Below are 21,790 nucleotides of genomic sequence, written 5' to 3'. Positions count from 1 at the left end.
GACCCGCGCTTACTCCTCACCCGCATCGCGGGGGAGGTGGCGCGATGCGACTACGCATCGTGACGGAGGGGGCGTTTCGCTGCTTACGTCGCCAGCTTCGAATTGCGCGCCGAATAGCCGAAGTACAGCACGCACGCCGCCGCCGCCCAGACCGCGAACAGGATCCAGGTGTCCAGCGGCAGGCCGACGATCAGGTAGCCGCAGAAAGCCACGCTGAGCAGCGGCACGACCGGATACAGCGGCACGCGGTAGCCGCGCGGCAGGTCCGGCTGGGTCCGCCGCAGGATGATCACGCCCAGCGAGACGATGGCGAAGGCGATCAGCGTGCCCATGCTGGTCAGGTTGACCAGGGTGTCCAGCGGCACGAAGGCGGCCAGCAGGGCGATGAAGGCCGCGACGATCCAGGTGTTGAGGTCCGGCGACTGGGTCTTGGCGTTCACCCGCTGGAACACCTTGGGCAGCAGGCCGTCGCGGCTCATGGCGTAGAGGATGCGGGTCTGGCCGTACATGACCACCAGGGTGATCGAGAAGATCGAGACGATGGCCCCGACGCAGAGGATCAGCGAGGTCCAGGCCTGGCCGGTCAGGTTGCGCAGGATCACCGCCAGCCCCGCCTCCTGGCCCGCGAAAGCGGTCCAGGGCTGGGCGCCGACGGCGGCCAGGGCCACCAGGATATAGACGCCGGTGACGATCAGCAGGGACAGGATGATGCCCAGAGGCAGGGTGCGGCGCGGGTCCTTGACCTCGTCGCCGGCCGTCGAGACCGCGTCGATGCCGATATAGGAGAAGAAGATCGACGAGGCCGCCGCCCCGATGCCGGCCATGCCCATCGGCGCGAACGGCGTCAGGTTGCCGGTGTGGAAGCCGCTGAAGGCGACGACCACGAAGAACAGCAGCACCAGGAGCTTCAGCACCACCAGCACGGCGTTGACCGTCACCGACTCCTTCACGCCGCGCAGCAGCAGGATCAGGCAGGCGCCGACCAGCACCACCGCCGGCAGGTTGAACACCCCGCCCGCCCCCGGGGCCTTGGCGATGGCGTCGGGCATGCGCCAGCCGATCAGGTCGGAGAACATCTCGTTCAGGTACTGCCCCCAGCCCACGGCGATGGCCGAGGCCGAGACGGCGTATTCCAGCAGCAGGCACGCCCCGACGATGAAGGCCACGAACTCGCCCAGGGTGGCGTAGGCGTAGGAATAGGACGAGCCCGACACCGGAATGGTCGAGGCCAGCTCGGCGTAGCACAGGGCCGTCAGGGCCGCGGTGATCCCGGCGATCACGAACGAGACGACGACGGCCGGCCCGGCGGCCGGCACGGCCGTGGTCAGGGCCACGAAGATGCCGGTGCCGATCGTGGCCCCGACCCCCAGCATGGTCAGCTGGAACAGGCCGATCGTTCGGTGCAGGCCCCCAATGGCGTGATCTTCCGGCAGGTGCTCGCCGCCCTCGGCGATGACCCGGCCCACGGGCTTGCGCCGAAACAGATCGGCGGCGCGAAACTGACCCATCGACGTCCTCGAGGTGCGGCCCTCCCCCCATGGGGGAGGTGTCGGCGAAGCCGACGGAGGGGGGAGTGCTCGGGCGCTGGTCGCACAGGTCCGACGGCCTGACAACTCCCCCACCGATCGCCGCCCCCACGGGGAAGACCCGCGAGCCCGATCTAGACGCCTCGCTCGCCCTCGAACATGTAGTCCCGAGTGATCGGCAGGGCGCCGACCTTCTTGGCGACCTGGATCTGGAAGACCATGTGGCCGCCGTAGCGGAAGCCCAGCTCGGCCCCGCACAGGTAGAACTCCCACATCCGCCGGAACCGTTCGTCGAACATCGCCGGGATGTCCGGATCGGCCAGGAAGCGCAGGCGCCAGTGCTTGCAGGTCTCGGCGTAGTGCAGGCGCAGGATCTCGATGTCGGTGATCCACAGGCCCGCCGCCTCGACGGCCCTGACGATCTCCGACAGGCCCGGGATGTAGCCCCCCGGGAAGATGTATTTGGCCGTGAAGGCGTTGGTCGCGCCGGGGCCGCTCATCCGGCCGATCGCGTGGATCACCGCGCTGCCGTCGTCGGCCAGCAGGCGTTTGACGGTGTCGAAATAGGTCTGGAAGTTCGGGGCGCCGACGTGTTCCAGCATGCCGACCGAGACGATGCGGTCGAAGGTCTCGTCCAGGTCGCGATAGTCGGTCAGGCGGAACTCGACCCGGTCGGACAGACCCGCCTTGTCGGCGCGTTCCCTGGCCAGGGCCAGCTGCTCGGTCGACAGGGTGACCCCGGTCATCCTGGCCCCGTGGTCGGCCGCCAGGGTCAGGGCCATGCCGCCCCAGCCCGAACCGATGTCCAGCACCTTCATGCCCGGCGTGATGTTCAGCTTGGCGCCGATATGGGCCTTCTTGGCGGCCTGGGCCTCCTCCAGCGTCATGTCGGGCCGCGCGAAATAGGCGCAGCTGTACTGCATGTCCTTGTCGAGGAAGCGCTCATAGAGCGCGTTGGACACGTCGTAGTGGTGGGCGACGTTGCGGCGCGAGGCGATGCGGTCGTTGACCGACTGCACCGTGCGCTTGATCGCCTTTTGGGCCCGCTTCAGCGGCGTGCCGCGCTTGGGCGTGCGCCCGCCGCTCTTGCCGACGATCTCCAGCAGATCCCACAGGGTCCCCTGCTCGATCTTCAGGTCGCCTTCCATATAGGCCTCGCCGAGGCCGAGGCTGGGATTGGCGACCAGGCGGCGCAGGCCGCGGCCGTTGACGCGCATCGTCACCGGCGGACCCGAGCCGTCGCCGGCCTTGGTGGTCGAGCCGTTGGGCAGGTGGATGGTCAGGTCGCCGACCTTGACCATCTTTTTCAGCAGAGCTTCGATCATGACCGCGAAGCTAAACCCAGCTTCGCGGCCTTTGACAGACCGAAATTTTCATCCGCCCACCCTTGAAAACCGGGCCGGAAAACCGGGGTGGGCCGAACCGGTCAGCGCTCGCTGTCGAGATGGGCCATCTGGGCTTCGGCGTAGCGCGCGCCGGCCGCCGCGCCCTTGGGCGCCGCCCGCTCGATCGCGGCCAGGTCGTCGGCCGACAGGGTGACGTCCAGGGATCCCAGCGATTCCGCGAGGCGGGCGCGGGTGCGGGCCCCGACCAGCGGCACGATGTCCGGCCCTTGCGCCGCCACCCAGGCGATGGCGATCTGGGCGACGCTGACGCCCTTGGCTTCGGCGACCTTCCGCAGCGCCTCGACCAGGGCCAGGTTCTTGTCGACATTGTCGCCCTGGAAGCGTGGGGAATAGGCGCGGAAGTCGCCCTTGGCCTTGCCCTGATCCTTGTCCCAGTGGCCGCTGATCAGGCCGCGCGACAGCACGCCATAGGCGGTCATGCCGATCCCCAGTTCGCGCAGGACCGGCAGGATCCTGTCCTCGACCCCGCGCGTGATCAGCGCGTATTCGATCTGCAGGTCGACGATCGGATGGACGGCGTGGGCCCTGCGGATCGTTTCGACGCCCACCTCCGACAGCCCGATGTGACGCACATAGCCGGCCTGGACCAGCTCGGCGATGGCCCCGACCGTGTCCTCGATCGGCACGTTGGGGTCCAGGCGCGCGGGCCGGTAGATGTCGATGTGGTCGACGCCCAGGCGCTGCAGCGTATAGGCCAGGGCGGTCTTCACCGCCGCCGGGCGGCCGTCGAAGCCGATCCAGCCGCCGGCCGGGTCGCGCTGGGCGCCGAACTTGACGCTAAGCAGCGCCTTGTCGCGCTTTCCGCCCTTGAGGGCCTCGCCGATCAGCATCTCGTTGCGGCCCATGCCGTAGAAGTCGCCGGTGTCGATCAGAGTGATTCCGGCCTCCAGGGCGGCGTCGATCGTGGCCAGGCTCTCGGCCCGATCGGAGGGGCCGTACATGCCCGACATGCCCATGGCGCCCAGGCCCAGGGCCGAGACGACGGGACCGGTCTTGCCGAGTTGACGGGTTTGCATGGGGAGTCTCCGAAAGCGTGCGTGTTCGATGGGGCGGACTATGCGCCGCCGCTTCGCGTGCGATAATCCGCTCATCACCGCACGAGCTGTTTGGATATCCGCACAATGGCCCAGCCCGATCTCGCCGATCTCGACGCCTTCACCGCCGTGGCCCGGACCCGCAGCTTCCGCGGCGCGGCGGCCTTGCGCGGGGTCTCGGCCTCGTCGCTGTCGGAAGCCCTGCGCCGGCTGGAGGCGGACCTGGGCGTGCGGCTGCTGAACCGCACCACCCGCAGCGTCACGCCCACCGAGGCCGGCGAGCGGCTGCTGGCCCGCCTGACCCCGGCCCTGGCCGACGTGACCCTGGCCCTGGACGAGATCAACGCCTTCCGCGACAGCCCGATCGGGGTGCTGAAGCTGAACGTGCCGGGCGCGGTGTCGCAGATCGTCTTCCCCGACCTGATCCCCCGCTTCCTGGCAGCCCACCCCGGGATCCGGGTCGAGGTCAGTGTCGAGGACGCCTTCGTCGACGTGCTGGCCGCCGGCTACGACGCGGGCGTGCGCTATGACGAGCGGCTGGAGAAGGACATGATCGCCGTGCCCCTGGCCGGACCGCAGCGGTTCGTGGTGGTCGCCTCACCCGCCTATTTCGCCAAGCACGGCCGGCCGACCCACCCGCGCGAGGTGCTGAACCATCCCTGCATCCGCCACCGCTTCGCCAGCGGGACCAGCTACGCCTGGGAGTTCGAGAAGGACGGCGAGGTGATCCGCGTCCAACCCGAGGGCCCCCTGATCACCAACAGCGGCGAGCTGGAGATCGCCGCCGCCGAGGCGGGGTTGGGCCTGCTGGCCAAGTTCGAGGGGATGGTCGCCTCGGCCATCGCCGCCGGCCGGCTGGAGACCGTGCTCGACGACTGGCTGCCGCCGTTCAGCGGGCCGTACCTCTATTATCCCAGCCGCAGGCACATGCCGGCGCCGCTGCGGGCGTTCGTGGATTTCGTGAAGGCGGAGCGGAAGTAGACGCTGCCGTGACGCCCCCTCCGTCACGATGCGTATCCGCATCGCGCCACCTCCCCCGCGATGCGGGTGAGGAGGATGCGAATCCGACCTTCTCCTCCCCCGTGCAACGGGGGAGGTGGCGCGTCGCGTAGCGGCGTGACGGAGGGGGCGTCACGCCGCTTCGTGCAGATCCCATCCAGTCCGGGTGAAATCTTCCCCCGACGCCTTGCGCTAAGCGTCGCATTAGAAAGCCTGTTCTTGCTTCCGGGCCTTACCGGGCGTAACGGGTCCGCTCCCGCCGTCGATGGGCGGGCTCAAGACATGAATTGGAGGCTGCGATGGGTTACCGGGTCGCCGTGGTCGGCGCCACGGGCAATGTGGGCCGTGAGATGTTCAATATCCTCGAGGAACTGAAGTTCCCCGTGGACAAGATGCATGCCATCGCCTCGCGTAAATCCATCGGCGTGGAAGTCTCGTTCGGCAGCCAGATTCTGCACTGCGAGGACCTGGAGCAGTTCGACTTCTCCAAGGTCGACATCGTGCTGATGAGCGCCGGCGGCGCCATCTCCAAGGCCTGGGGCGAGAAGATCGGCGCGGCCGGTCCGATCGTCATCGACAATTCCAGCCACTTCCGGATGGATCCGGACGTGCCGCTGGTGGTGCCGGAAGTGAACCCGGACGCCGTCAACAAGCTGCCCAAGAACATCATCGCCAACCCCAACTGCTCGACCGCGCAGCTGGTGGTGGTGCTGGCCCCCCTGCACGCAGAAGCCAAGATCAAGCGGGTGGTCGTGTCGACCTACCAGTCGGTCTCGGGCGCGGGCAAGGAAGGCATGGACGAGCTGTGGGAGCAGACCAAGGGCGTGTTCGTCCTGGGCGCCCCGGCCCCCAAGAAGTTCACCAAGCAGATCGCCTTCAACGTCATCCCCCACATCGACGTCTTCATGGAAGACGGCTTCACCAAGGAAGAGTGGAAGATGATGATGGAGACCAAGAAGATCCTGGATCCGTCGATCAAGCTGACCGCCACCTGCGTGCGCGTGCCGGTCATGGTCGGCCACGCCGAGTCGGTGAACATCGAGTTCGAGACCCCGCTGGACGAGGAGGACGTCCGCGAGATCCTGCGCGACGCCGACGGCGTGCAAGTCGTCGATAAGCGCGAGGACGGCGGCTACATGACGCCCAAGGAATCGGCCGGCGAGTTCCCGGTCTATGTCTCGCGCATCCGCACCGACCCCACGGTCGAGAACGGCATCGCGCTCTGGTGCGTGGCCGACAACCTCCGCAAGGGGGCGGCCCTGAACGCCGTGCAGATCGCCCAGCTGCTGCATGAAAAGGGCCTGATCAAGCAAAAGGCCCTGGCTTAAGACGACCCCATCGTCCCCCGCCAGAGGCGGGGGACGATGAAATTTCCACCTTCGGGACCGGATTTCGCGCCCTCCGCAAGAAGCGGATCGACGACGCGATTCCCATCTGTCACGTGATCCCGAAAGGTGACGCTCCATGGTTTCCAGTTCCGAGACGGCCAGTTCCTCGGCGGACAGCAAGTCCGCCTATATCGCCGGCGTGGCCTGTTACGGCCTGTGGGGCTTCCTGCCGCTCTATTTCCACCTGTTGCACCAGATGGGCGTCGGGTCGTGGGAGATGATCGCCCACCGCACGATGTGGTCGGTGCTGTGGGCCGGCGGCCTGGTGCTGCTGAGCAAGCAGGGCGGACAGGTGGCGGCGGTGCTGCGCCAGCCCCGCACCCTGGGCGTGCTGCTGCTGTCGACCGTGGCGATCTTCAGCAACTGGGCGATCTACATCTTCGCGATCAACGCCGGCCACCTGATCGAGGCCAGCCTCGGCTACTACATCAACCCGCTGATGAACATGGCCGCCGGGACACTGTTGTTCCGTGAACGGATGAGCATCGAGGGCAAGGTCGCCATCGGCCTGGCCGCGGTCGGGGTGGCGATCCAGACCCTGGCCCTGGGCCACCTGCCGATCGTCTCGCTGAGCCTGGCCTTGACCTTCTGCCTGTACGCCATTCTGCGGAAGCAGGTGAAGGCCGACGCCCAGACCGGCCTGTTCATCGAGTGCGTCTATCTGTCCGTTCCAGGCCTGCTGTACGTCTGGCATCTGCAGGCGTCCGGCGTGGGGCACTTCGGCGCCAACGCCCCGGTCAGCCTGCTGCTGATGCTGGCCGGACCGGCCACGGTCGTCCCCCTGGCCCTGTTCGCCTGGTCGGCCCGCCGCCTGCCGCTCAGCGCGGTCGGCTTCCTGCAGTTCATCGCCCCGACGATCCAGTTCCTGCTGGGCGTGGCGCTGGGCGAGGCCTTCACGCCGATGCGGGCCGCGTCGTTCGTGTTCATCTGGCTGGGCGTGGCCGCCTTCGCCTATGGGGCCTGGAAGCGGACGCGGGTGATCGCGGCGGTCTGATTTCCCTTCAAATCCGCTCATCCCGGCATTCGCCGGGATGAGCGGTTGAAATGGGATTGGCGACCCGGCTGCATTCACGCCATCCTCCCCGCCATGACCGGACCGGTGCATCCCCCCTGCGACGAAGGCGTGATCCGGGCCGGCCGCTCGGACACGCCCGCGCCCCGCAAGCGCCTGGCCCTGGCCGCCACGGTGCTGGGCTCGAGCATGGCCTTCATCGACGGCTCGGTGGTCAATGTCGCCCTGCCGGCCATGCGGACCGCCTTGAAGGCCGACGCCGCCCAGGTGCAGTGGATCGTCAACGCCTACCTGCTGCTGCTGGGCGCCCTGGTGCTGATCGGCGGCTCGGCCGGCGACCGCTACGGGCGGCGCAAGGTGTTCGTGATCGGCGTGTCGCTGTTCGCGGCGGCGTCGCTGGGCTGCGCCCTGGCCCCGGACGCCGATTGGCTGATCGCCGCCCGCGCCGTGCAGGGGATCGCCGCGGCCCTGCTGGTCCCCGCCAGCCTGGCCATCCTGGGCTCGACCTTCGACGACAGCGAGCGCGGCGCGGCGATCGGCGCGTGGGCCGGGTTCGGGGCGGTGACCACGGCGATCGGCCCGGTGCTGGGCGGCTGGCTGGTCGACCATGTCTCGTGGCGCGCCATCTTCCTGATCAACCTGCCCTTGGCGCTGGCCACCGTCTGGCTGGCCCTGGCGGCGGTGCGCGAGAGCCGCGATCCCGAGGTCGAGCACCTGGACTGGCGCGGGGCGGTCCTGGCCGCCGCCGGCCTGGGCGCGGTGACCTGGGGCCTGACGGCGGCCGGTCAGCGCGGCTGGGCCAGCCCGGCGGTCTGGACGGCCCTGGGCGTCGGCGCGGCTCTGCTGGCCGGCTTCCTGGTCAGCCAGGCCCGCGAGAAGCATCCGATGATGCCGCTGACGCTCTATCGCTCCCGGACCTTCAGCGGCGCCAACCTGCTGACCCTGGCGCTCTATTTCGGCCTGACCGGCGCCCTGTTCTTCCTGCCTTACGAGCTGATCGCCCGCCACGGCTATTCGGCCGCCAAGGCCGGGGCGACCCTGCTGCCGTTCTCGCTGATCATGGGGACGCTGTCGGGCGTGACGGGCAAGCTGGCCGACCGGTTCGGGGCCCGGCCGATGCTGACCCTCGGGCCGATCCTGGCCGGCGTCGGCTTCGGCCTGCTGGGCGCGCCCTGGATCGGTTCGGGCTTCTGGACCGGCGTGCTGCCCGGCGTGCTGGTGGTCGCCCTGGGCATGACCGTCGCGGTCGCGCCCCTGACCACCACGGTGATGAGCGCGGTGGCCGCCAGCCACGCCGGCGTCGCCTCGGGCGTCAACAACGCCGTCGCCCGGATCGCCGGCCTGCTGGCCGTGGCGGTGCTGGGCCTGATCTATTTCGCGCCCGGACCCCAGGGCTATCCCTGGGTCATGGGGATCAGCGCGGCGGCGGCGGTTGCGGCGGGGATCGTCGGGGCGGTGATGATCGAGGCAAAGCCGCGCGCCAAGGCCTAACCCCGGATTTTATTGGGACCTAGAACCGCTTGGCCACGCCCACCGCCAGTTCGAGGTCCGGCGTGTCGCGGTTCAGCCCGACATAGGCCGAGACGTCCAGCTGCAGGTCCTTGATCGAGGCCGGCGTCCAGGCGGCCGTCAGGTCGAGGCTGGCGGCGGTGACGGCGCCGGACGGATCCTCGTCGCGGTCGGCCCAGAGCTCCAGGCCCAGCGCCACCGGACCGACCGAGCGTCCCACGCCGACGGCGCCGCCGAAACCGAGGTGGCGGCCCGAGCCGTCGGCGTCGGGCCGCGCGCTCAGCTCGGGCGACAAGGCCAGCGACCAGTCGGCGTTCAACGGCGCGGAGATCGGCGCGATCACCCCGCCCAGCCACATCCCGTCGCCGATCCCGCCGGACCCCGCGGGCGCCGACACGAAGGGCTGCAGGGCGACCGAGACCCCGTCGCCGCCGGGGCTTCGCGGCGACCAGCGCAGGCTGAAGGTCACGTCGCCCGACCCCTCCGTCGTGGAGACCACGCCCGCCGCCCGATCCTCGTCGCGCACCCGCTCCCGGGCGGTCCACGCCACCTGCCCCTCGACGGTCGAGGTCAGGCCCAGCCGCAGCTCCAGTTCGCCGAAGGCCATATCGTCGGTCGAGACCCCGCCGCCCCGGCTCCAGGCGCCGTCGGCCACGCCCAGCTCGGCCTGGAAGCGTCCGGCGTCGAGCACGCAGGGCGGCGAGCCCTTGCCGGGGCGGTCGGCGCAGAAATCGCGAGCGGCGTCCTGGGCGTGGGCGGCGGAGACCCAGGCCAGGGCGGCCAGGCCGGCGATGCTCGCGATCCCGGCCTTGCTCATCTCCGCCTCCGAAGGTCGCTAGAGCGCCGAATAGGCCGCCTGGATCAAGCGCACGGCGCGCGGGTCGCCGATCAGCTCGGTCCCCTGCTTGTTCATCACATAGGCCCCCGACACGCCGCGCGACGGGTCGGCGAAGGCGCACGAACCGCCCCAGCCGCTGTGGCCGAAGGCTTCGGGCGTGGGGCCGTAGAAGAAGTTGGGCGTGTTGCGCATGAAGCCCGCGCCCCAGCTGATCACGAAGGGCAGGACCAGGTCCTGGCCGACGATCCGCTCGGCGCTGGCCTCGGCGATCAGGGCGGGCGACAGCACCTGGACGCCGTCCAGCGCGCCGCCCGAGGCCAGGGGCCCCATCAGACGGGCCAGGGCGGGGGCGGTGGCGTGACCGTTGGCCGACGGGATCTCGACCCGTCGCCAGTCGGCCGTGCCGCGTCCGCCCGGCGCGGCCCACCGGGTCATGAAAGCGGCCTTCACCGCCGCGTTCATCGCGCCGAACTTGGGCACGGCGCTCGGCCGCATCAGCTCGGCGCAGCGGGCGTGTTCGCTGTCGGGCAGGCCGATCCAGAGGTCCAGGCCCAGCGGCCGCGCCAGGTCCTCGCGCAGGGCCGCGCCCATCGTCCGGCCGTCGACCCGGCGGAAGATCTCGCCGGCGGTGAAGCCGAAGGTGATCGGGTGGTAGCCGCTGGCCGAGCCGATCGGCCACAGCGGGGCCATGGCCGCCAGCTTGGCGGTCGTGGCCTCCCAGTCGAACCAGATGGCCGGATCGGTCTCGTCGGGAAAGCCCGACAGGCCGTCCTGGTGCGACATCACCTGGCCGACCGTGACGTCCTGCTTGCCGGCTTGCGCGAACTCGGGCCAGACCGAGGCCACGGTCTGGTCGTAGGTCAGCCTGCCCTGGTCGACGAGCCGGGCGATCAGCAGGGCGGCCACGACCTTGGTGGTCGAGAACAGCGGGGTCAGGGTGTCGGGCCCGAACGCGACCTCGTGCTTGCGGTCCGCGTAGCCGCCCATCAGGTCGACGACGACCTCGCCGTGGACGGCCAGGCTGAAGCGCGCGCCCAGCTCGCCCCCGTTCTCGAAATTGGCGGCGAAGGCCTCACGCACGGCGGAGAAGCGGTCGGGGCAGAAGCCGGTGATGTCGACGGTCATGCGATTTCGTCTAGCCCAGGCCGGCCGGGTTTGCCATCCGAAGGATATCGTCGCGCCGCCGACCGGAGTCCGCCCATGACTATCGACCTCCTGCAGCTGCAGTCGTTCTCGCAAGACCTCGAGGCGGCGCTGGACGCCCGTTACCGGGTCCACCGTCCGCACCGCGCCGTCGATCCCGAGACCCTGGTGGCGGCGGTCGGCCCGAGGGTGCGCGGGATCGTGACCAGCGGTGGAACCGGCGTGCCCGCCGCCCTCTGGTCCCGCCTGCCGGCGCTGGAGATCGTGGCCGTGAACGGCGTGGGCCTGGACGCCGTGGATCTCGACATCGCCGCCGCGCGCGGGGTGTCCGTGACGACGACGCCCGGCGTGCTCACCGACGATGTCGCCGACCTGGCCGTCGGCCTCTGGCTGGCCCTGGCGCGGCGGATGCTGGTCGGCGACCGCTTCGTGCGCGCGGGCCGCTGGGAGCCGGGAACGGCCCCGCCCCTGGTCCCACGCGCCAGCGGCAAGCGCGTTGGCGTGCTGGGACTGGGCCAGATCGGCCGCGCCATCGCCGCGCGCGTCGCGCCCTTCGCCGCCCAGGTCGTCTATCACAGCCGCCGGCCCGTGGACGACGCGCCCTACGCCTACGCCGCCAGTCCCCTGGACCTGGCCCGGGAGGTGGAGGTGCTGTTCGTCGCCACGGCGGGCGGGGCGGGCACGCGGACCCTCGTCGACGCCGCCGTGCTCGAGGCGCTCGGCCCGCGCGGCCTGCTGATCAACGTCTCCCGGGGTTCGGTGGTCGACGAGACGGCCCTGATCGCGGCGCTGGAAGCCGGCGTCGTCGCCGGGGCGGGCCTGGACGTCTTCGCGGACGAACCCAACGTGCCCGCCGCCTTGCTCGATCGCGACGACGTGGTGCTGCAACCCCACTGCGGCAGCGCCACGGTCGAGGCCCGCGCGGCCATGGCCGACCTGGTTCTAGCAAGCCTGGCGGCGCACTTCGGCGGCTAGAGCACGCTCGTTTCCTACGGAATCGATCGAGCTCTAGATGTATCTATTTTACGCATTTTCTTCACGCGAACCGGTAGCCACTTCGCTCGAAAATGCTCTAGGCCAGCCGCTCGATCCGCACGGTCGGCGAGGTCTGCTTGATGCGCGCGGCCATGGCCACGATCGGCAGTTCCGGGGCGTTCCAGATGTTGGCGGCCGTCACCGTCTCGGCCACGCCGCCGACGGCGCGGGCCAGGCCGTACGAGATGGTCTGGCCTTCCAGGATCGAGGCGGCGTAGAGGGCGGTCAGCAGGTCGCCGGTGCCGCTGGGCGAGCGCTCGGCCTTGGCGTGGGCCGCCAGCCAGGCTTCCTTGCGGTCGACATAGACGACGCCGATCTCGCTTCCTCTTTGCACGGATGAAACCAGGGTCGGCTTGTTCAGCAGCCGGCCGGCGCGCACCGCCGCCTGGGGATCGCGGGAGTCCGTGCCGGTCAGGCGCTGCAGCTCCCACGCGTTGCAGGCCACGACGTCGGCGCGCGGGATCAGCTCGCTGGCGATGGCTTCAGCGACTTCGGCGGGCACGTACAGCCCCTTGCCGGCGTCGCCCATGGTCGGGTCGATGATCACGGTCGGCTTGCGCGCCGGCGCGCCCGGGGTCGCGCCCTCGCGCGGCGCGGCGCGGACGGCGTCGATGGTGCGGGCGGCGGCGCGCACCTGGGCGGCGCTGGCGAAATAGCCGGTGATGACCACGTCGGTCTGGCCGAACAGGCCGTTGGCCTCGATGCCGTCGAGCATGCCCTCCATCACCTCGATGGGGGCCGGCGCCCCGCCGGGAATGCCCCAGCCGGGATGGCGGCCGTAGAGCACGGTCGGCACGATCATCGAGTCGATGCGGAACTGCACGAGAGCGGCGGCCTGGGCCGACGCGCCGACCCGGCTGCCGGCGACATGGCTGGAGATGATCAGAGCGAGCGGCATGACTAGCGGCTTAGCTGAGCATTGAGGACTTGAATAGGGCGCGGTGAGACAGTCATCGTTTCGCGCCCGATGAGCGCCACCGTAGGATGCAATATGGCGCGAGAAATCTCCGCCCGGCGACAACCGCGTCGCCGGGCGATGGGGTGGTTTCTAGCGCTTGCTGGGAGTCGAGACGCCGAGCGCCTGAACACGCGTGTTGAACTTCAGCTCCATGGTGCTGGGGCTGAAGGTCAGCGCCCCCTCGGCTTGGGGCGAGTTCTCGATGCGTTGGGCAATCGCTTGCGTGAAGCGAAGAACGCTGGCGGCGATGGTAACCATCAAGCCACACAGGATGATCGTCGGATAGCGGCTATAGATATTCTTCGTCATGGGATGGGCCCCTTCTGTTGTTGATGTCTACATGGCAGTTCCTCCGTGGTTTGAGCGTACTCATGCCACGCAAGTTTGATCGGGGCCAATTCCCCAATCTATACCCATATATTACCAATAAATTTTGGTATGTCAAGATAAAATACGTATTCGCAAGAACAGATGCGAATTCACGAATATTTACCTTAATGTATACTCTTGAAGAGGCGGCGAGCCCTGAACCTCCAGGCCGATGCCAAGCCGCTTCCGGCAAGCCCGCCCAAAGCCGATCCGCCAGGCGGGCGGCCAAGAAAAAGGCCCGCCGCGTTTCCGCGACGGGCCCTTTCGGCTTGGCTGAAGGCGAAGCCTAGTAGCGGTAGTGGTCCGGCTTGAACGGACCCTTTTCCGGCACGCCGATGTACTCGGCCTGGTCGGGACGCAGCTTCGACAACTTGGCGCCCAGCTTCTCCAGGTGCAGCAGGGCGACCTTTTCGTCCAGGTGCTTGGGCAGGGTGTAGACGTCGTTCTTGTAGGCCGTCTTGTTGGTCCACAGTTCGATCTGGGCCAGGGTCTGGTTGGTGAAGCTGGCCGACATCACGAACGAGGGGTGGCCCGTCGCGTTGCCCAGGTTCACCAGGCGGCCTTCCGACAGCAGGATGATCTTCTTGCCGTCCGGGAACTCGATGTGGTGGACCTGCGGCTTGATCTCGTCCCACTTGAAGTTCTTCAGGCCGGCGACCTGAATTTCCGAGTCGAAGTGGCCGATGTTGCAGACGATGGCGTTGTTGCGCATCTGCCGCATGTGATCGACGGTGATGACGTCCTTGTTGCCCGTGGCGGTGACGAAGATGTCGGCGCGGCCGGCGCAGTCGTCCAGGGTCTGGACCTCATAGCCTTCCATCGCCGCCTGCAGGGCGCAGATCGGGTCGATCTCGGTGACGATCACCCGAGCGCCGCCCTGGCGCAGCGAGGCGGCCGAGCCCTTGCCGACGTCGCCGTAGCCGCAGACCACCGCGACCTTGCCCGACAGCATCACGTCGGTGCCGCGACGGATGGCGTCGACCAGCGATTCCCGGCAGCCGTACAGGTTGTCGAACTTGGACTTGGTGACGCTGTCGTTGACGTTGATGGCCGGGAACGGCAGTTCGCCCTTCTGGGCCATCTGGTACAGGCGGTGCACGCCCGTGGTGGTCTCTTCCGACACGCCGCCGATGGCCGCGCGGATCGCCGAATAGAAGCCCGGCTTTTCGACCAGGTAGCGCTTCATCACGGTGTAGAGCGCTTCTTCTTCCTCGTTCTGCGGATTGTTGAGGATCGAGGGATCCTTCTCGGCCTTCGGACCCAGCACGCAAAGCAGGGTGGCGTCGCCGCCGTCGTCGAGGATCAGGTTCGGATAGCCGCCGTCGGCCCATTCGAAGATCTTGTGGGCGTATTCCCAGTACTCGACCAGGTTCTCGCCCTTGAAGGCGAACACCGGCACGCCCGAGGCGGCGATGGCGGCCGCGGCGTGGTCCTGGGTCGAGAAGATGTTGCACGAGGCCCAGCGGACGTCGGCGCCCAGGGCGGTCAGGGTCTCGATCAGCACGGCGGTCTGGATGGTCATGTGCAGGCTGCCGGCGATGCGGGCGCCCTTCAGGACCTGGGCCGGGCCGTATTCGGCGCGGGTGGCCATCAGACCGGGCATTTCGGTCTCGGCGATGGCGATTTCCTTGCGGCCGAAATCGGCGAGCGAGATGTCCTTGACGATGTAGTCGGCCACGGTCGGGCTCCTGCGGTCGGGGGATGGTCTTGCGCGGTCTATACCGCGCTCCGCCCTTTCTCGCAATTAAGGCATAAGGATTTCTTTATATGCCGCTCGACTACCGGACCTCGGCGTGGAACGTGGTCGGCCAGTCGCCGCCGTAGCCGCGGCAGACCGGCATGACCGTCGCCTCCGACAGCGCGAAGGCCTCGCCGGTCCACACCCACTGGCTGGAATCGCCGCAGTCGCCGATCCCGCGCCCCTTGTTGTAGGCCGACAGCAGGCGGGTCTTGGGGTCGTACTCGGCATTGACGAGCACGCCGTCGCCCACGCCCTCCAGCGCCAGGCTCAGCCGGTCGGCCTTGTCGGCGATCACGAACAGCGAGCCGAAGTTGTAGGCCGCGCCCCAGCACGGAACCTGCCAGAGCACCTTGTCGGCCGACAGGCGAAAGGCTTCGGGCTTGTCGTCCCGGCCCGGTCCAAGGTCGCACTCGGCCTTGCTGAACAGGGCCTTGATCGCCGCCGGCGGCTTGGCGGGCAGCCCAGTCTGGGCGACCGCCGGGGCGGCGCGCAGGACCGGCGCGGGCGGCGGCGCGGGAACGCTAGCGGCCGGGGCCGCGCCCTTGGCGACCATGGCCGTGACCGTGCCGGCCCGCTTCTGCTGGTCATCGGCGTAGCGCAGGGCCGCGACCATGCCGGCCAGGGACACCCGGCCCAGTTCCTTGCCGCTGTCCTGGATCGACAGCAGCGTCCCGTTGCGGGCCGCGCCCAGCAGCGGCCCCACCTGGGCGTCGTCGAGCACGACGGTGAAGTCCGCGCTGTCGCGCGAACTCACCACCTTGGCCGTCATCACGACCCGCCCGTCGACGGCCAGGGCCGGGGCCTTGCCGCCGAGGCTGATCTCGCCCAGCAGGTCGATCTCGACCTTGGCCGGCGCGCTCGCCGCCGCGGCGCGGCTCAGCCGCAGCACCGCGGGCAGTTCGGTGTCGTCGGCCGCGAAGCCGGCGACCTGGCAGTTTCGCAGGTTGTCGCAGACGACCGTCCAGTCCTTGAAGCTTTCCACGCCGTCGGCCCCGGCCACCCCGGGCGCCAGCGCCAGAGCGGCCGCCAGGGCCAGGATCGAGATCTCGACTTTCATGCCGCGCATCCCAAAGAGGCGACGGTCACCAGAACCGTTTGGCCTCGATGAATGTGACATAAGCGCCCTGAGCCTCAACCAGAAGTTCGGCCTCTCGCTCCGCGCGACCCGCCGTCAGACGCCCGGCGGCGAAGGCCGCCTCCGGATTCTCGCAGGACAGCGCCACCTCGTGGGCCAGGGCCTCGCGAGCGGCCAGGTCGTTGAGCCGTCCCAGGGCGTCCTGCAGGGTCTTGGCCGCCTCGGCGAAGCGGGCCAGGCGCTTGGGATGGTCGGGGAACAGCCCGCCCAGGTCGTCGACGGCGTAGCGCAGCTTCTTGCCGCGAATGCGCAGGTGGTGGCGGTCCTCGGGGCTGAGCGCGGCCAGGTCGCGGCCGTCCTCGCGGATGCGGCGGCGGCGCTTGTCCAGGGCCTTGGCGGCGAAGCCGGCGGCGGGCTTGTCGCGGCGCTTTTGGAGGCGCTTGTCGGTCGTCCACGCTCCGGCCTCCAGCCAGGCGGCGGCGTCGATGGCCAGGGTCCGGAAGCGGGCGCTGTCCACGGCCTCGTCGGCCTTGGCGTAGGCTTGCGTCTGGGCGGTCAGCAACGCCTTGCCGAACGCCGCCAGGGCCCTGGTCTGGTTTTCGGCGGCCTCGTTCTGGACGGGGTCGGGCTGGTCTTGCCCGGCCGGGTCCAGCCCGACCTGATCCGGCGCGCTCTGGTTCTCGGCCGCGGGCCGCCAGACGTCGGCGATGAACACGTCCAGGTTCCGCGCCGCGCCCAGTTCGTCGGCCAGCCACTTCAGCTCGGCCTTGACATGGCGGGCGGCGGGATCATCGGCCAGGGCCTTGAAGGTCGACAGCAGGGCGCGGAACCGGCGGGCCGCCACCCGCAGCTTGTGCACCCGCTCGGGACCGGGACGGGTCCGCAGGCTCTCGGCGGCGGCGCACAGGCGGCACAGGGCCGCCCGGCCAAGCGCCTGCAGCGCCTCGCCGGTCGTCGATCCAGGATCCAAGGGGGTGTCGGGGCGCGGACCGTCCGCCTCGTTGAGCGCCAGGGCGTAGCCGCGTTCCGCCTTGCTCACCAGCGACAGCCGAAGCGGGGCGTGAGCGGCGACGTCGCGGGCCAGGTCGAACAGCGCCTGGGCCGGCCCGGTCTTCAGCTCCAGCTCCAGTTCGCTGACCGCCACGCGGCGATCGTCGGCCAGCAGCTCGCCCTGGTCCAGGGCCGCCTCGATGACAGCCCCGTCCCGTTCGATCAGCCGGGTCACGCGCTTGACGTTGGTGGTGAACACCGCAACTAGAGTGTCGCCGTTGACTGCCTTGGCGGCCGGGGTCTGGGCCAGAAGATCGCGGTCGGGCTCGGGGCCGGCCACCGCGTTCTCCCATTCGCCGCGGGCGAACACCCCGCCGGACGAGGCCGACTTCAGGGTCTGCTTGCGGCCGTTCTCGCCGTCGCGGATGCGCAGGCCGAAGCCCGCCTTGCGCAGCGCGTGGTCGATGGTGTCGAAATAGGTGGCGTCGAGCTGTCGAACCGCCTCCCGCCCTTCCAGCCGGGCCAGGATCGCGTTCGAAGCCTCCGGGGCGATCAGGAACTTCAGTTCGATTTCGTGATCCATGCGACAATCATAACTTGGCCGACGGGTTTTGGCTGCATCGGGTCTTGAAAGCCACGCACGCGGGACGTGCTTGCCAATCGAGGTGCCCGAGTCCAAACCTGCGCGCCATGAGCCAGATCAACTTCGCCCAGCCCCGCCACGATTGGACCCTCGACCAGGTCGAGGCCCTGTTCGACCTGCCGTTCATGGAGCTGGTCTTCCAGGCCGCGACCGTCCACCGGGCCGGGTTCGATCCGTCGGAGGTGCAGCTGTCGCAGCTGCTGTCGGTCAAGACCGGCGGCTGCGCCGAGAACTGCGGCTATTGCAGCCAGAGCGCCCACTTCAAGACCGGTCTGAAGGCCGAGAAGCTGATGGACGCCGACGTGGTGATCGCCAAGGCCCGCGAGGCCCGCGACGGCGGCGCCCAGCGCTTCTGCATGGGCGCGGCCTGGCGCGAGCTGAAGGACCGCGACCTGCCCAAGCTGGCGGCGATGATCGGCGGGGTGAAGGCGCTGGGCCTGGAGACCTGCGCGACGCTGGGCATGCTGACGCCCGAGCAGGCCAAGTCGCTCAAGGACGCGGGCCTGGACTACTACAACCACAACCTCGACACCGGCCCGGAATATTACGGCGACGTGGTGTCGACCCGCACCTACCAGGAGCGCCTCGACACCCTGGCGTACGTCCGCGACGCCGGCATGAGCACCTGCTGCGGCGGCATCGTCGGCATGGGCGAGCAGCGGCGCGACCGCGCCAGCCTGCTGCGCCAGTTGGCCACCCTGCCGGCCCATCCCGACAGCCTGCCGATCAACGGCCTGGTGCCGGTCAGCGGCACGCCGCTGGGCGACAAAGTGCTGAAGGAAGGCCAGATCGACTCGATCGAGTTCGTGCGCACGGTCGCCGTGGCCCGCATCGTCTGCCCCAAGTCGATGGTCCGCCTGTCGGCCGGCCGCGACGAGATGAGCCGTGAGCTGCAGGCGCTGTGCTTCCTGGCCGGCGCCAATTCGATCTTCGTCGGCGGCAAGCTCTTGACCACGCCCCTGCCCGGCCAGGACGAGGACAGCGCGTTGTTCCAGGACCTGGATTTGCGTCCGATGGGCGTGAAGGCGGCGGCGCCGGAAGCCGTGGCGGCGGAATAGTCGAGCCGTCTCCGAAGACCCTCTCCCCGTGGGGGAGGCGATCGCGCAGCGATCGGTGGGGGGGAGTTTTGGGGTTGTCGATCCTGCGGGCGGCGGCTGCCGATCGCTGCCCCCTCCGTCGGCTGCGCCGACACCTCCCCCACGGGGGGAGGACCTGGGACGAGCGCCTAGCGCTCCTCGTCGAACCTATTCGACACCAGCTCGGTCAACGCCTCGACCGCGGCGTCGGCCTCGGGGCCCTCGGCGGCGATGTCGATGGTCGAGCCGATGCCGGCGGCCAGCATCATCAGGCCCATGATCGAGCGGGCGTCGACGCTGGTCCCTTCGCGGGCGACGGTGACCTCGGCGTCGAAACCCGAGGCCAGCTTGACGAACTTGGCCGAGGCGCGGGCGTGCAGGCCCCGCTCATTGACGATCTCGACCGTGCGCGCCGCCATGCGACTCACTTTTCCCCAGCGAGCACGTAGGAGGCCACGGAGATATATTTGCGTCCAGCCTCTTGGGCGTGGGCGACGCAGGCCTGCAGGTTCTCGCGCTGGCGCACGCTGGCCAGCTTGATCAGCATCGGCAGGTTCAGACCGGCGATCACCTCGGCCTTGGTCTGCTCCATCACCGAGATGGCCAGGTTCGACGGCGTGCCGCCGAACATGTCGGTCAGCAGAATCACGCCGTCGCCCTCCTGGTCGACGGCGGCGCACGCCTTCAGAATGTCGGACCGGCGACGTTCCATGTCGTCTTCCGGGCCGATGCAGATGGCCTTCACCGCGCTCTGCGGTCCGACCACGTGCTCCATGGCGGAGACGAACTCCTCCGCCAGCCGCCCGTGCGTGACTATCACGAGCCCGATCATGCCTGATCTCTCAAACGGGATCCCCATAACCCGTGGCGGCCAGGGAGGGCCGCGCGGGCCGCCTTGATACGCTTGTTAGTCGGCGACTCCAAGATGCTCAAACATCCACCTGATTTTCGTCGGCGCGGCGGGTTCCAGAGGCCACAGGTCGAGCACGCGCGTGGAAACGCCTTCGATGACCTCGAACATGGGATCGGGCAGCCGCTCCACCGCCTGCGGCCGATCCACGCAGCGCACCAGAAGGTCGATCCGGCAGAACGGTCGATAGGGCTTGGGCAGCACGCCCAGGCCCCGCGCCTCGACCTGTCCGGCCAGGGCGTCGGGCGCGCGGCCGTAGAGCTTGCCGCCGGACAGGAACACCAGGGTGCGGTCGTCGGCGACCAGGACGAAGCCCTGGTCGAGGGCCCGCAGCGCCAGGTCGCTCTTGCCCACGCCCGACGGGCCTTCGATCAGCGCGCCACGCCAATCGCCGGCGATCCGGCGGGCGATCAGTCCCGCATGGCGGATCATTCGCGCGCGCCCCCATCGCGTTGGGCGTCGCGTTGGCCGCCGTGATGGGGATGTTGCGGTCCGGCCTCGGGCAGGTCGACCCAGAACCGCGCGCCGATCACCCGGCCCTGTGCGTCCTTGCGGTTCTCGGCCCGCATGGTTCCGCCGTGCGCCTCGACGATCTGGCGGGCGATCGACAGCCCCAGGCCCGAATTGCCGCCGAACGCCTTGCCCTTCGGCCGCGAGGTGTAGAACCGCTCGAAGATGGTCTCCAGGTTTTCGGTGGGAACCCCAGGACCGTCGTCGTCGACCGTGACGACCAGCCGGTTGTGATGGTCGCGCAGGCCGGGATCGCGCTTGAGGGTGACCCGCACCTCGCCGCCGGCGGCGCTGAACGAGCGGGCGTTGTCGATCAGGTTGCGGAACACCTGCCCCATCGGCGTCTCGCGGGCCATGACCCAAGCGTGCCGCGGGGCGGCCTTGGCGTCGAGGGTCACCCGCACGCTGCCGGGCGCCTCGCCCGGGCGCAGCTGGGCCTCGTAGAGATGGATCACCTCGGTCAGCAGCAGGTTCAGCTCGAAGGCCCGCGGCGCCTCGCGCGACAGCTCCGCGTCCAGCCTTGAGGCGTTGGAAATGTCGGTGACCAGCCGGTCCAGGCGGGTGACGTCCTGCTGCAATATGCCCAGCAGCCGGGCCCGGGCCGCCGGGTCGGTCACCAGGTCCAGGGTCTCGATCGCCGAGCGGATCGAGGTCAGGGGGTTCTTGATCTCGTGGGCCACGTCGGCCGCGAAGCGTTCGATGGCGTCCATCCGCTCGGACATCGAGTCGGTCATCTCCTCCAGGGCCCGCGACAGGTCGCCCAGCTCGTCCTTGCGGTCGGAGATGTCGGGCAGGGAGATGGCCCGGGCGCCCTCCAGCCGCACGCGGTCGGCGGCGCTGGCCATGCGCAGCACCGGCTGGGCGATCAGGCGGTTGAGCAGGAACGACGAGATCAGGGTGGTGGCGATCGCGATCAGGGCGAAGGGCAGCAGGGCCTTGCGCTCGGCGGCGATGATCTGGTCGATGTCGCCGGCCTCCAGGGTCAGCACCCCCAGCACGGCGCGCACGTGCTGGATGGGGATCGACACCGACACCACCCGCTCGCCCATCTCGTCGATGCGGGTGCCGGCCACGGGCTCGCCCAGCTTGGCCTGGGCGATCTCGGCGGCCAGGGCGGCCCGCGCCGCGCGCGCCACCTCCGGCTTGGCGTCGGAATCCTGGGTCGGCAGACCGAAGGACGGCTTGCCGGGCTTGCGGGCGGGCGGCAGGACCTTGGACTCCACCCGGTCGGCGACGACGTAGGAATCGGCCAGCTGATTGCCTTGGGCGTCGAACAGCCGCGCGCGCTGCGAGCGCGGGATGAACAGGCTCTGCAGGATGTCGCTGGCCAGCCCGGGCGACAGGCGCGGCTCGGGATTGCCCTCGGTGGCGGCCGCGTCGATCACGTTGGCGATCAGCTCGCCCTGGGTGGTCAGGCTGTCGATGCGGGTGTTGATCAGGCCGCTGCGCAGCTCGTTCAGCACCAGCGCCCCGCCCAGCAGCACCGCCAGGGCCAGCAGGTTGAGGCCGATGATCAGCCGGCCCAGGCGCGAGCCCTTGGGCCAGCCGAGCTTGGGCCAGGCGAACCCGGACCAGGTCAGTCGCCGCTTCCGCCTGCCCTCGGGTCCGGGGTCCCCGGCCATCTTGCG

At 69.4% G+C, this 21,790-nt stretch carries 20 protein-coding genes; 6 read left to right on the top strand and 14 right to left on the bottom strand.

From position 1 onward, the window contains the following. Positions 1–83: 83 nt before the first annotated feature. The 3 genes from ASD21_RS16940 to ASD21_RS16930 all read right to left on the bottom strand — a co-directional run bounded on the left by ASD21_RS16940 (position 84) and on the right by ASD21_RS16930 (position 3,948). A complete protein-coding gene (locus ASD21_RS16940) occupies positions 84–1,508 on the bottom strand; it encodes an APC family permease (RefSeq protein WP_156398411.1) in 1,425 nt (474 codons plus the stop codon). Between the two features lie 152 nt (positions 1,509–1,660). Then, on the bottom strand, positions 1,661–2,851 hold the full coding sequence (locus ASD21_RS16935; RefSeq protein WP_056443823.1) for an SAM-dependent methyltransferase: 1,191 nt from the start codon (positions 2,849–2,851) through the stop codon (positions 1,661–1,663). Positions 2,852–2,952: 101 nt separating this feature from the next. Further along, positions 2,953–3,948 carry an aldo/keto reductase gene (locus ASD21_RS16930; protein WP_056443820.1) on the bottom strand — a complete coding sequence of 332 codons (996 nt, stop codon included), beginning with the start codon at positions 3,946–3,948 and terminating at the stop codon, positions 2,953–2,955. Positions 3,949–4,053: 105 nt separating this feature from the next. On the opposite strand from ASD21_RS16930, the gene ASD21_RS16925 reads away from it, so the two are divergent. The 4 genes from ASD21_RS16925 (at position 4,054) to ASD21_RS16910 (ending at position 8,856) form a co-directional block, all read left to right on the top strand. Next, positions 4,054–4,947 carry a LysR family transcriptional regulator gene (locus ASD21_RS16925; protein ID WP_056443817.1) on the top strand — a complete coding sequence of 298 codons (894 nt, stop codon included), beginning with the start codon at positions 4,054–4,056 and terminating at the stop codon, positions 4,945–4,947. Between the two features lie 317 nt (positions 4,948–5,264). Next, positions 5,265–6,293: an aspartate-semialdehyde dehydrogenase gene (locus tag ASD21_RS16920; protein ID WP_056443814.1), complete on the top strand. Its 1,029-nt coding sequence runs from the start codon at positions 5,265–5,267 to the stop codon at positions 6,291–6,293. A gap of 136 nt (positions 6,294–6,429) precedes the next feature. After that, a complete protein-coding gene (rarD, locus tag ASD21_RS16915; protein ID WP_056443811.1) occupies positions 6,430–7,347 on the top strand; it encodes an EamA family transporter RarD in 918 nt (305 codons plus the stop codon). Between the two features lie 45 nt (positions 7,348–7,392). After that, positions 7,393–8,856, top strand: a complete 1,464-nt coding sequence (locus tag ASD21_RS16910) for an MFS transporter (RefSeq protein ID WP_235524905.1) — start codon at positions 7,393–7,395, stop codon at positions 8,854–8,856. Between the two features lie 19 nt (positions 8,857–8,875). On the opposite strand, the gene ASD21_RS16905 is transcribed toward ASD21_RS16910, so the two are convergent. Further along, a complete protein-coding gene (locus ASD21_RS16905; RefSeq protein WP_056443805.1) occupies positions 8,876–9,691 on the bottom strand; it encodes a transporter in 816 nt (271 codons plus the stop codon). 18 nt (positions 9,692–9,709) lie between these two features. After that, positions 9,710–10,837, bottom strand: coding sequence for a serine hydrolase domain-containing protein (locus tag ASD21_RS16900; RefSeq protein ID WP_056443802.1), 1,128 nt, complete (start codon positions 10,835–10,837; stop codon positions 9,710–9,712). Positions 10,838–10,912: 75 nt separating this feature from the next. On the opposite strand from ASD21_RS16900, the gene ASD21_RS16895 reads away from it, so the two are divergent. Then, positions 10,913–11,830, top strand: coding sequence for a 2-hydroxyacid dehydrogenase (locus ASD21_RS16895; RefSeq protein WP_056443798.1), 918 nt, complete (start codon positions 10,913–10,915; stop codon positions 11,828–11,830). Positions 11,831–11,927: 97 nt separating this feature from the next. On the opposite strand, the gene ASD21_RS16890 is transcribed toward ASD21_RS16895, so the two are convergent. The 5 genes from ASD21_RS16890 to ASD21_RS16870 form a co-directional block, all read right to left on the bottom strand. Continuing rightward, complete coding sequence (locus tag ASD21_RS16890; protein ID WP_056443796.1) at positions 11,928–12,788, bottom strand: bifunctional hydroxymethylpyrimidine kinase/phosphomethylpyrimidine kinase; 861 nt, start codon at positions 12,786–12,788, stop codon at positions 11,928–11,930. Positions 12,789–12,938: 150 nt separating this feature from the next. Next, positions 12,939–13,157 (bottom strand): hypothetical protein, encoded by a 219-nt coding sequence (locus ASD21_RS16885; RefSeq protein WP_056443791.1) that lies wholly within the window; start codon positions 13,155–13,157, stop codon positions 12,939–12,941. 346 nt (positions 13,158–13,503) lie between these two features. Then, positions 13,504–14,895 (bottom strand): adenosylhomocysteinase, encoded by a 1,392-nt coding sequence (gene ahcY / locus ASD21_RS16880; RefSeq protein WP_056443788.1) that lies wholly within the window; start codon positions 14,893–14,895, stop codon positions 13,504–13,506. Between the two features lie 100 nt (positions 14,896–14,995). Beyond that, positions 14,996–16,015 (bottom strand): DUF1176 domain-containing protein, encoded by a 1,020-nt coding sequence (locus tag ASD21_RS16875; RefSeq protein WP_162250247.1) that lies wholly within the window; start codon positions 16,013–16,015, stop codon positions 14,996–14,998. Between the two features lie 25 nt (positions 16,016–16,040). After that, entirely contained in the window at positions 16,041–17,606 is a 1,566-nt protein-coding gene (locus ASD21_RS16870; RefSeq protein ID WP_056443782.1) for a CYTH and CHAD domain-containing protein, read from the bottom strand. Positions 17,607–17,713: 107 nt separating this feature from the next. Between ASD21_RS16870 and bioB the strand changes: the two genes are divergently transcribed. Continuing rightward, on the top strand, positions 17,714–18,724 hold the full coding sequence (bioB, locus tag ASD21_RS16865) for a biotin synthase BioB (protein WP_056443778.1): 1,011 nt from the start codon (positions 17,714–17,716) through the stop codon (positions 18,722–18,724). A gap of 167 nt (positions 18,725–18,891) precedes the next feature. Here bioB and ASD21_RS16860 read toward each other — a convergent pair whose 3' ends face one another. The 4 genes from ASD21_RS16860 to ASD21_RS16845 all read right to left on the bottom strand — a co-directional run bounded on the left by ASD21_RS16860 (position 18,892) and on the right by ASD21_RS16845 (position 21,784). Then, entirely contained in the window at positions 18,892–19,170 is a 279-nt protein-coding gene (locus ASD21_RS16860) for an HPr family phosphocarrier protein (protein ID WP_035080715.1), read from the bottom strand. Beyond that, on the bottom strand, positions 19,167–19,574 hold the full coding sequence (locus tag ASD21_RS16855) for a PTS sugar transporter subunit IIA (protein WP_056443774.1): 408 nt from the start codon (positions 19,572–19,574) through the stop codon (positions 19,167–19,169). The genes ASD21_RS16860 and ASD21_RS16855 overlap by 4 nt, the downstream gene beginning before the upstream one ends. 75 nt (positions 19,575–19,649) lie before the next feature. Further along, positions 19,650–20,084 carry an HPr kinase/phosphorylase gene (locus tag ASD21_RS16850; RefSeq protein ID WP_056443772.1) on the bottom strand — a complete coding sequence of 145 codons (435 nt, stop codon included), beginning with the start codon at positions 20,082–20,084 and terminating at the stop codon, positions 19,650–19,652. After that, positions 20,081–21,784, bottom strand: a complete 1,704-nt coding sequence (locus ASD21_RS16845; RefSeq protein ID WP_082554830.1) for a sensor histidine kinase — start codon at positions 21,782–21,784, stop codon at positions 20,081–20,083. The genes ASD21_RS16850 and ASD21_RS16845 overlap by 4 nt, the downstream gene beginning before the upstream one ends. Between the last annotated feature and the right edge of the window lie 6 nt (positions 21,785–21,790).

This window comes from Caulobacter sp. Root1455 (assembly GCF_001426905.1).
GTDB lineage: Bacteria > Pseudomonadota > Alphaproteobacteria > Caulobacterales > Caulobacteraceae > Caulobacter.
The sequence above is the reverse complement of the archived record's forward strand: the minus strand, read 5'-3'. Positions and strand labels throughout refer to the sequence as shown.

What these genes read in the sequence shown, in the direction of transcription:
- ASD21_RS16930 (WP_056443820.1), bottom strand. Translation starts at nt 3,948, where the DNA reads ATGCAAACCCGTCAACTCGGCAAGACCGGTCCCGTCGTCTCGGCCCTG.
- ASD21_RS16920 (WP_056443814.1), top strand. Translation starts at nt 5,265, where the DNA reads ATGGGTTACCGGGTCGCCGTGGTCGGCGCCACGGGCAATGTGGGCCGT.
- ASD21_RS16845 (WP_082554830.1), bottom strand. Translation starts at nt 21,784, where the DNA reads ATGGCCGGGGACCCCGGACCCGAGGGCAGGCGGAAGCGGCGACTGACC.
- ASD21_RS16940 (WP_156398411.1), bottom strand. Translation starts at nt 1,508, where the DNA reads ATGGGTCAGTTTCGCGCCGCCGATCTGTTTCGGCGCAAGCCCGTGGGC.
- ASD21_RS16905 (WP_056443805.1), bottom strand. Translation starts at nt 9,691, where the DNA reads ATGAGCAAGGCCGGGATCGCGAGCATCGCCGGCCTGGCCGCCCTGGCC.
- ASD21_RS16870 (WP_056443782.1), bottom strand. Translation starts at nt 17,606, where the DNA reads ATGGATCACGAAATCGAACTGAAGTTCCTGATCGCCCCGGAGGCTTCG.
- ASD21_RS16925 (WP_056443817.1), top strand. Translation starts at nt 4,054, where the DNA reads ATGGCCCAGCCCGATCTCGCCGATCTCGACGCCTTCACCGCCGTGGCC.
- ASD21_RS16850 (WP_056443772.1), bottom strand. Translation starts at nt 20,084, where the DNA reads ATGATCCGCCATGCGGGACTGATCGCCCGCCGGATCGCCGGCGATTGG.
- bioB (WP_056443778.1), top strand. Translation starts at nt 17,714, where the DNA reads ATGAGCCAGATCAACTTCGCCCAGCCCCGCCACGATTGGACCCTCGAC.
- ASD21_RS16935 (WP_056443823.1), bottom strand. Translation starts at nt 2,851, where the DNA reads ATGATCGAAGCTCTGCTGAAAAAGATGGTCAAGGTCGGCGACCTGACC.
- ASD21_RS16885 (WP_056443791.1), bottom strand. Translation starts at nt 13,157, where the DNA reads ATGACGAAGAATATCTATAGCCGCTATCCGACGATCATCCTGTGTGGC.
- ASD21_RS16900 (WP_056443802.1), bottom strand. Translation starts at nt 10,837, where the DNA reads ATGACCGTCGACATCACCGGCTTCTGCCCCGACCGCTTCTCCGCCGTG.
- ASD21_RS16875 (WP_162250247.1), bottom strand. Translation starts at nt 16,015, where the DNA reads ATGAAAGTCGAGATCTCGATCCTGGCCCTGGCGGCCGCTCTGGCGCTG.
- ASD21_RS16855 (WP_056443774.1), bottom strand. Translation starts at nt 19,574, where the DNA reads ATGATCGGGCTCGTGATAGTCACGCACGGGCGGCTGGCGGAGGAGTTC.
- rarD (WP_056443811.1), top strand. Translation starts at nt 6,430, where the DNA reads ATGGTTTCCAGTTCCGAGACGGCCAGTTCCTCGGCGGACAGCAAGTCC.
- ASD21_RS16890 (WP_056443796.1), bottom strand. Translation starts at nt 12,788, where the DNA reads ATGCCGCTCGCTCTGATCATCTCCAGCCATGTCGCCGGCAGCCGGGTC.
- ASD21_RS16895 (WP_056443798.1), top strand. Translation starts at nt 10,913, where the DNA reads ATGACTATCGACCTCCTGCAGCTGCAGTCGTTCTCGCAAGACCTCGAG.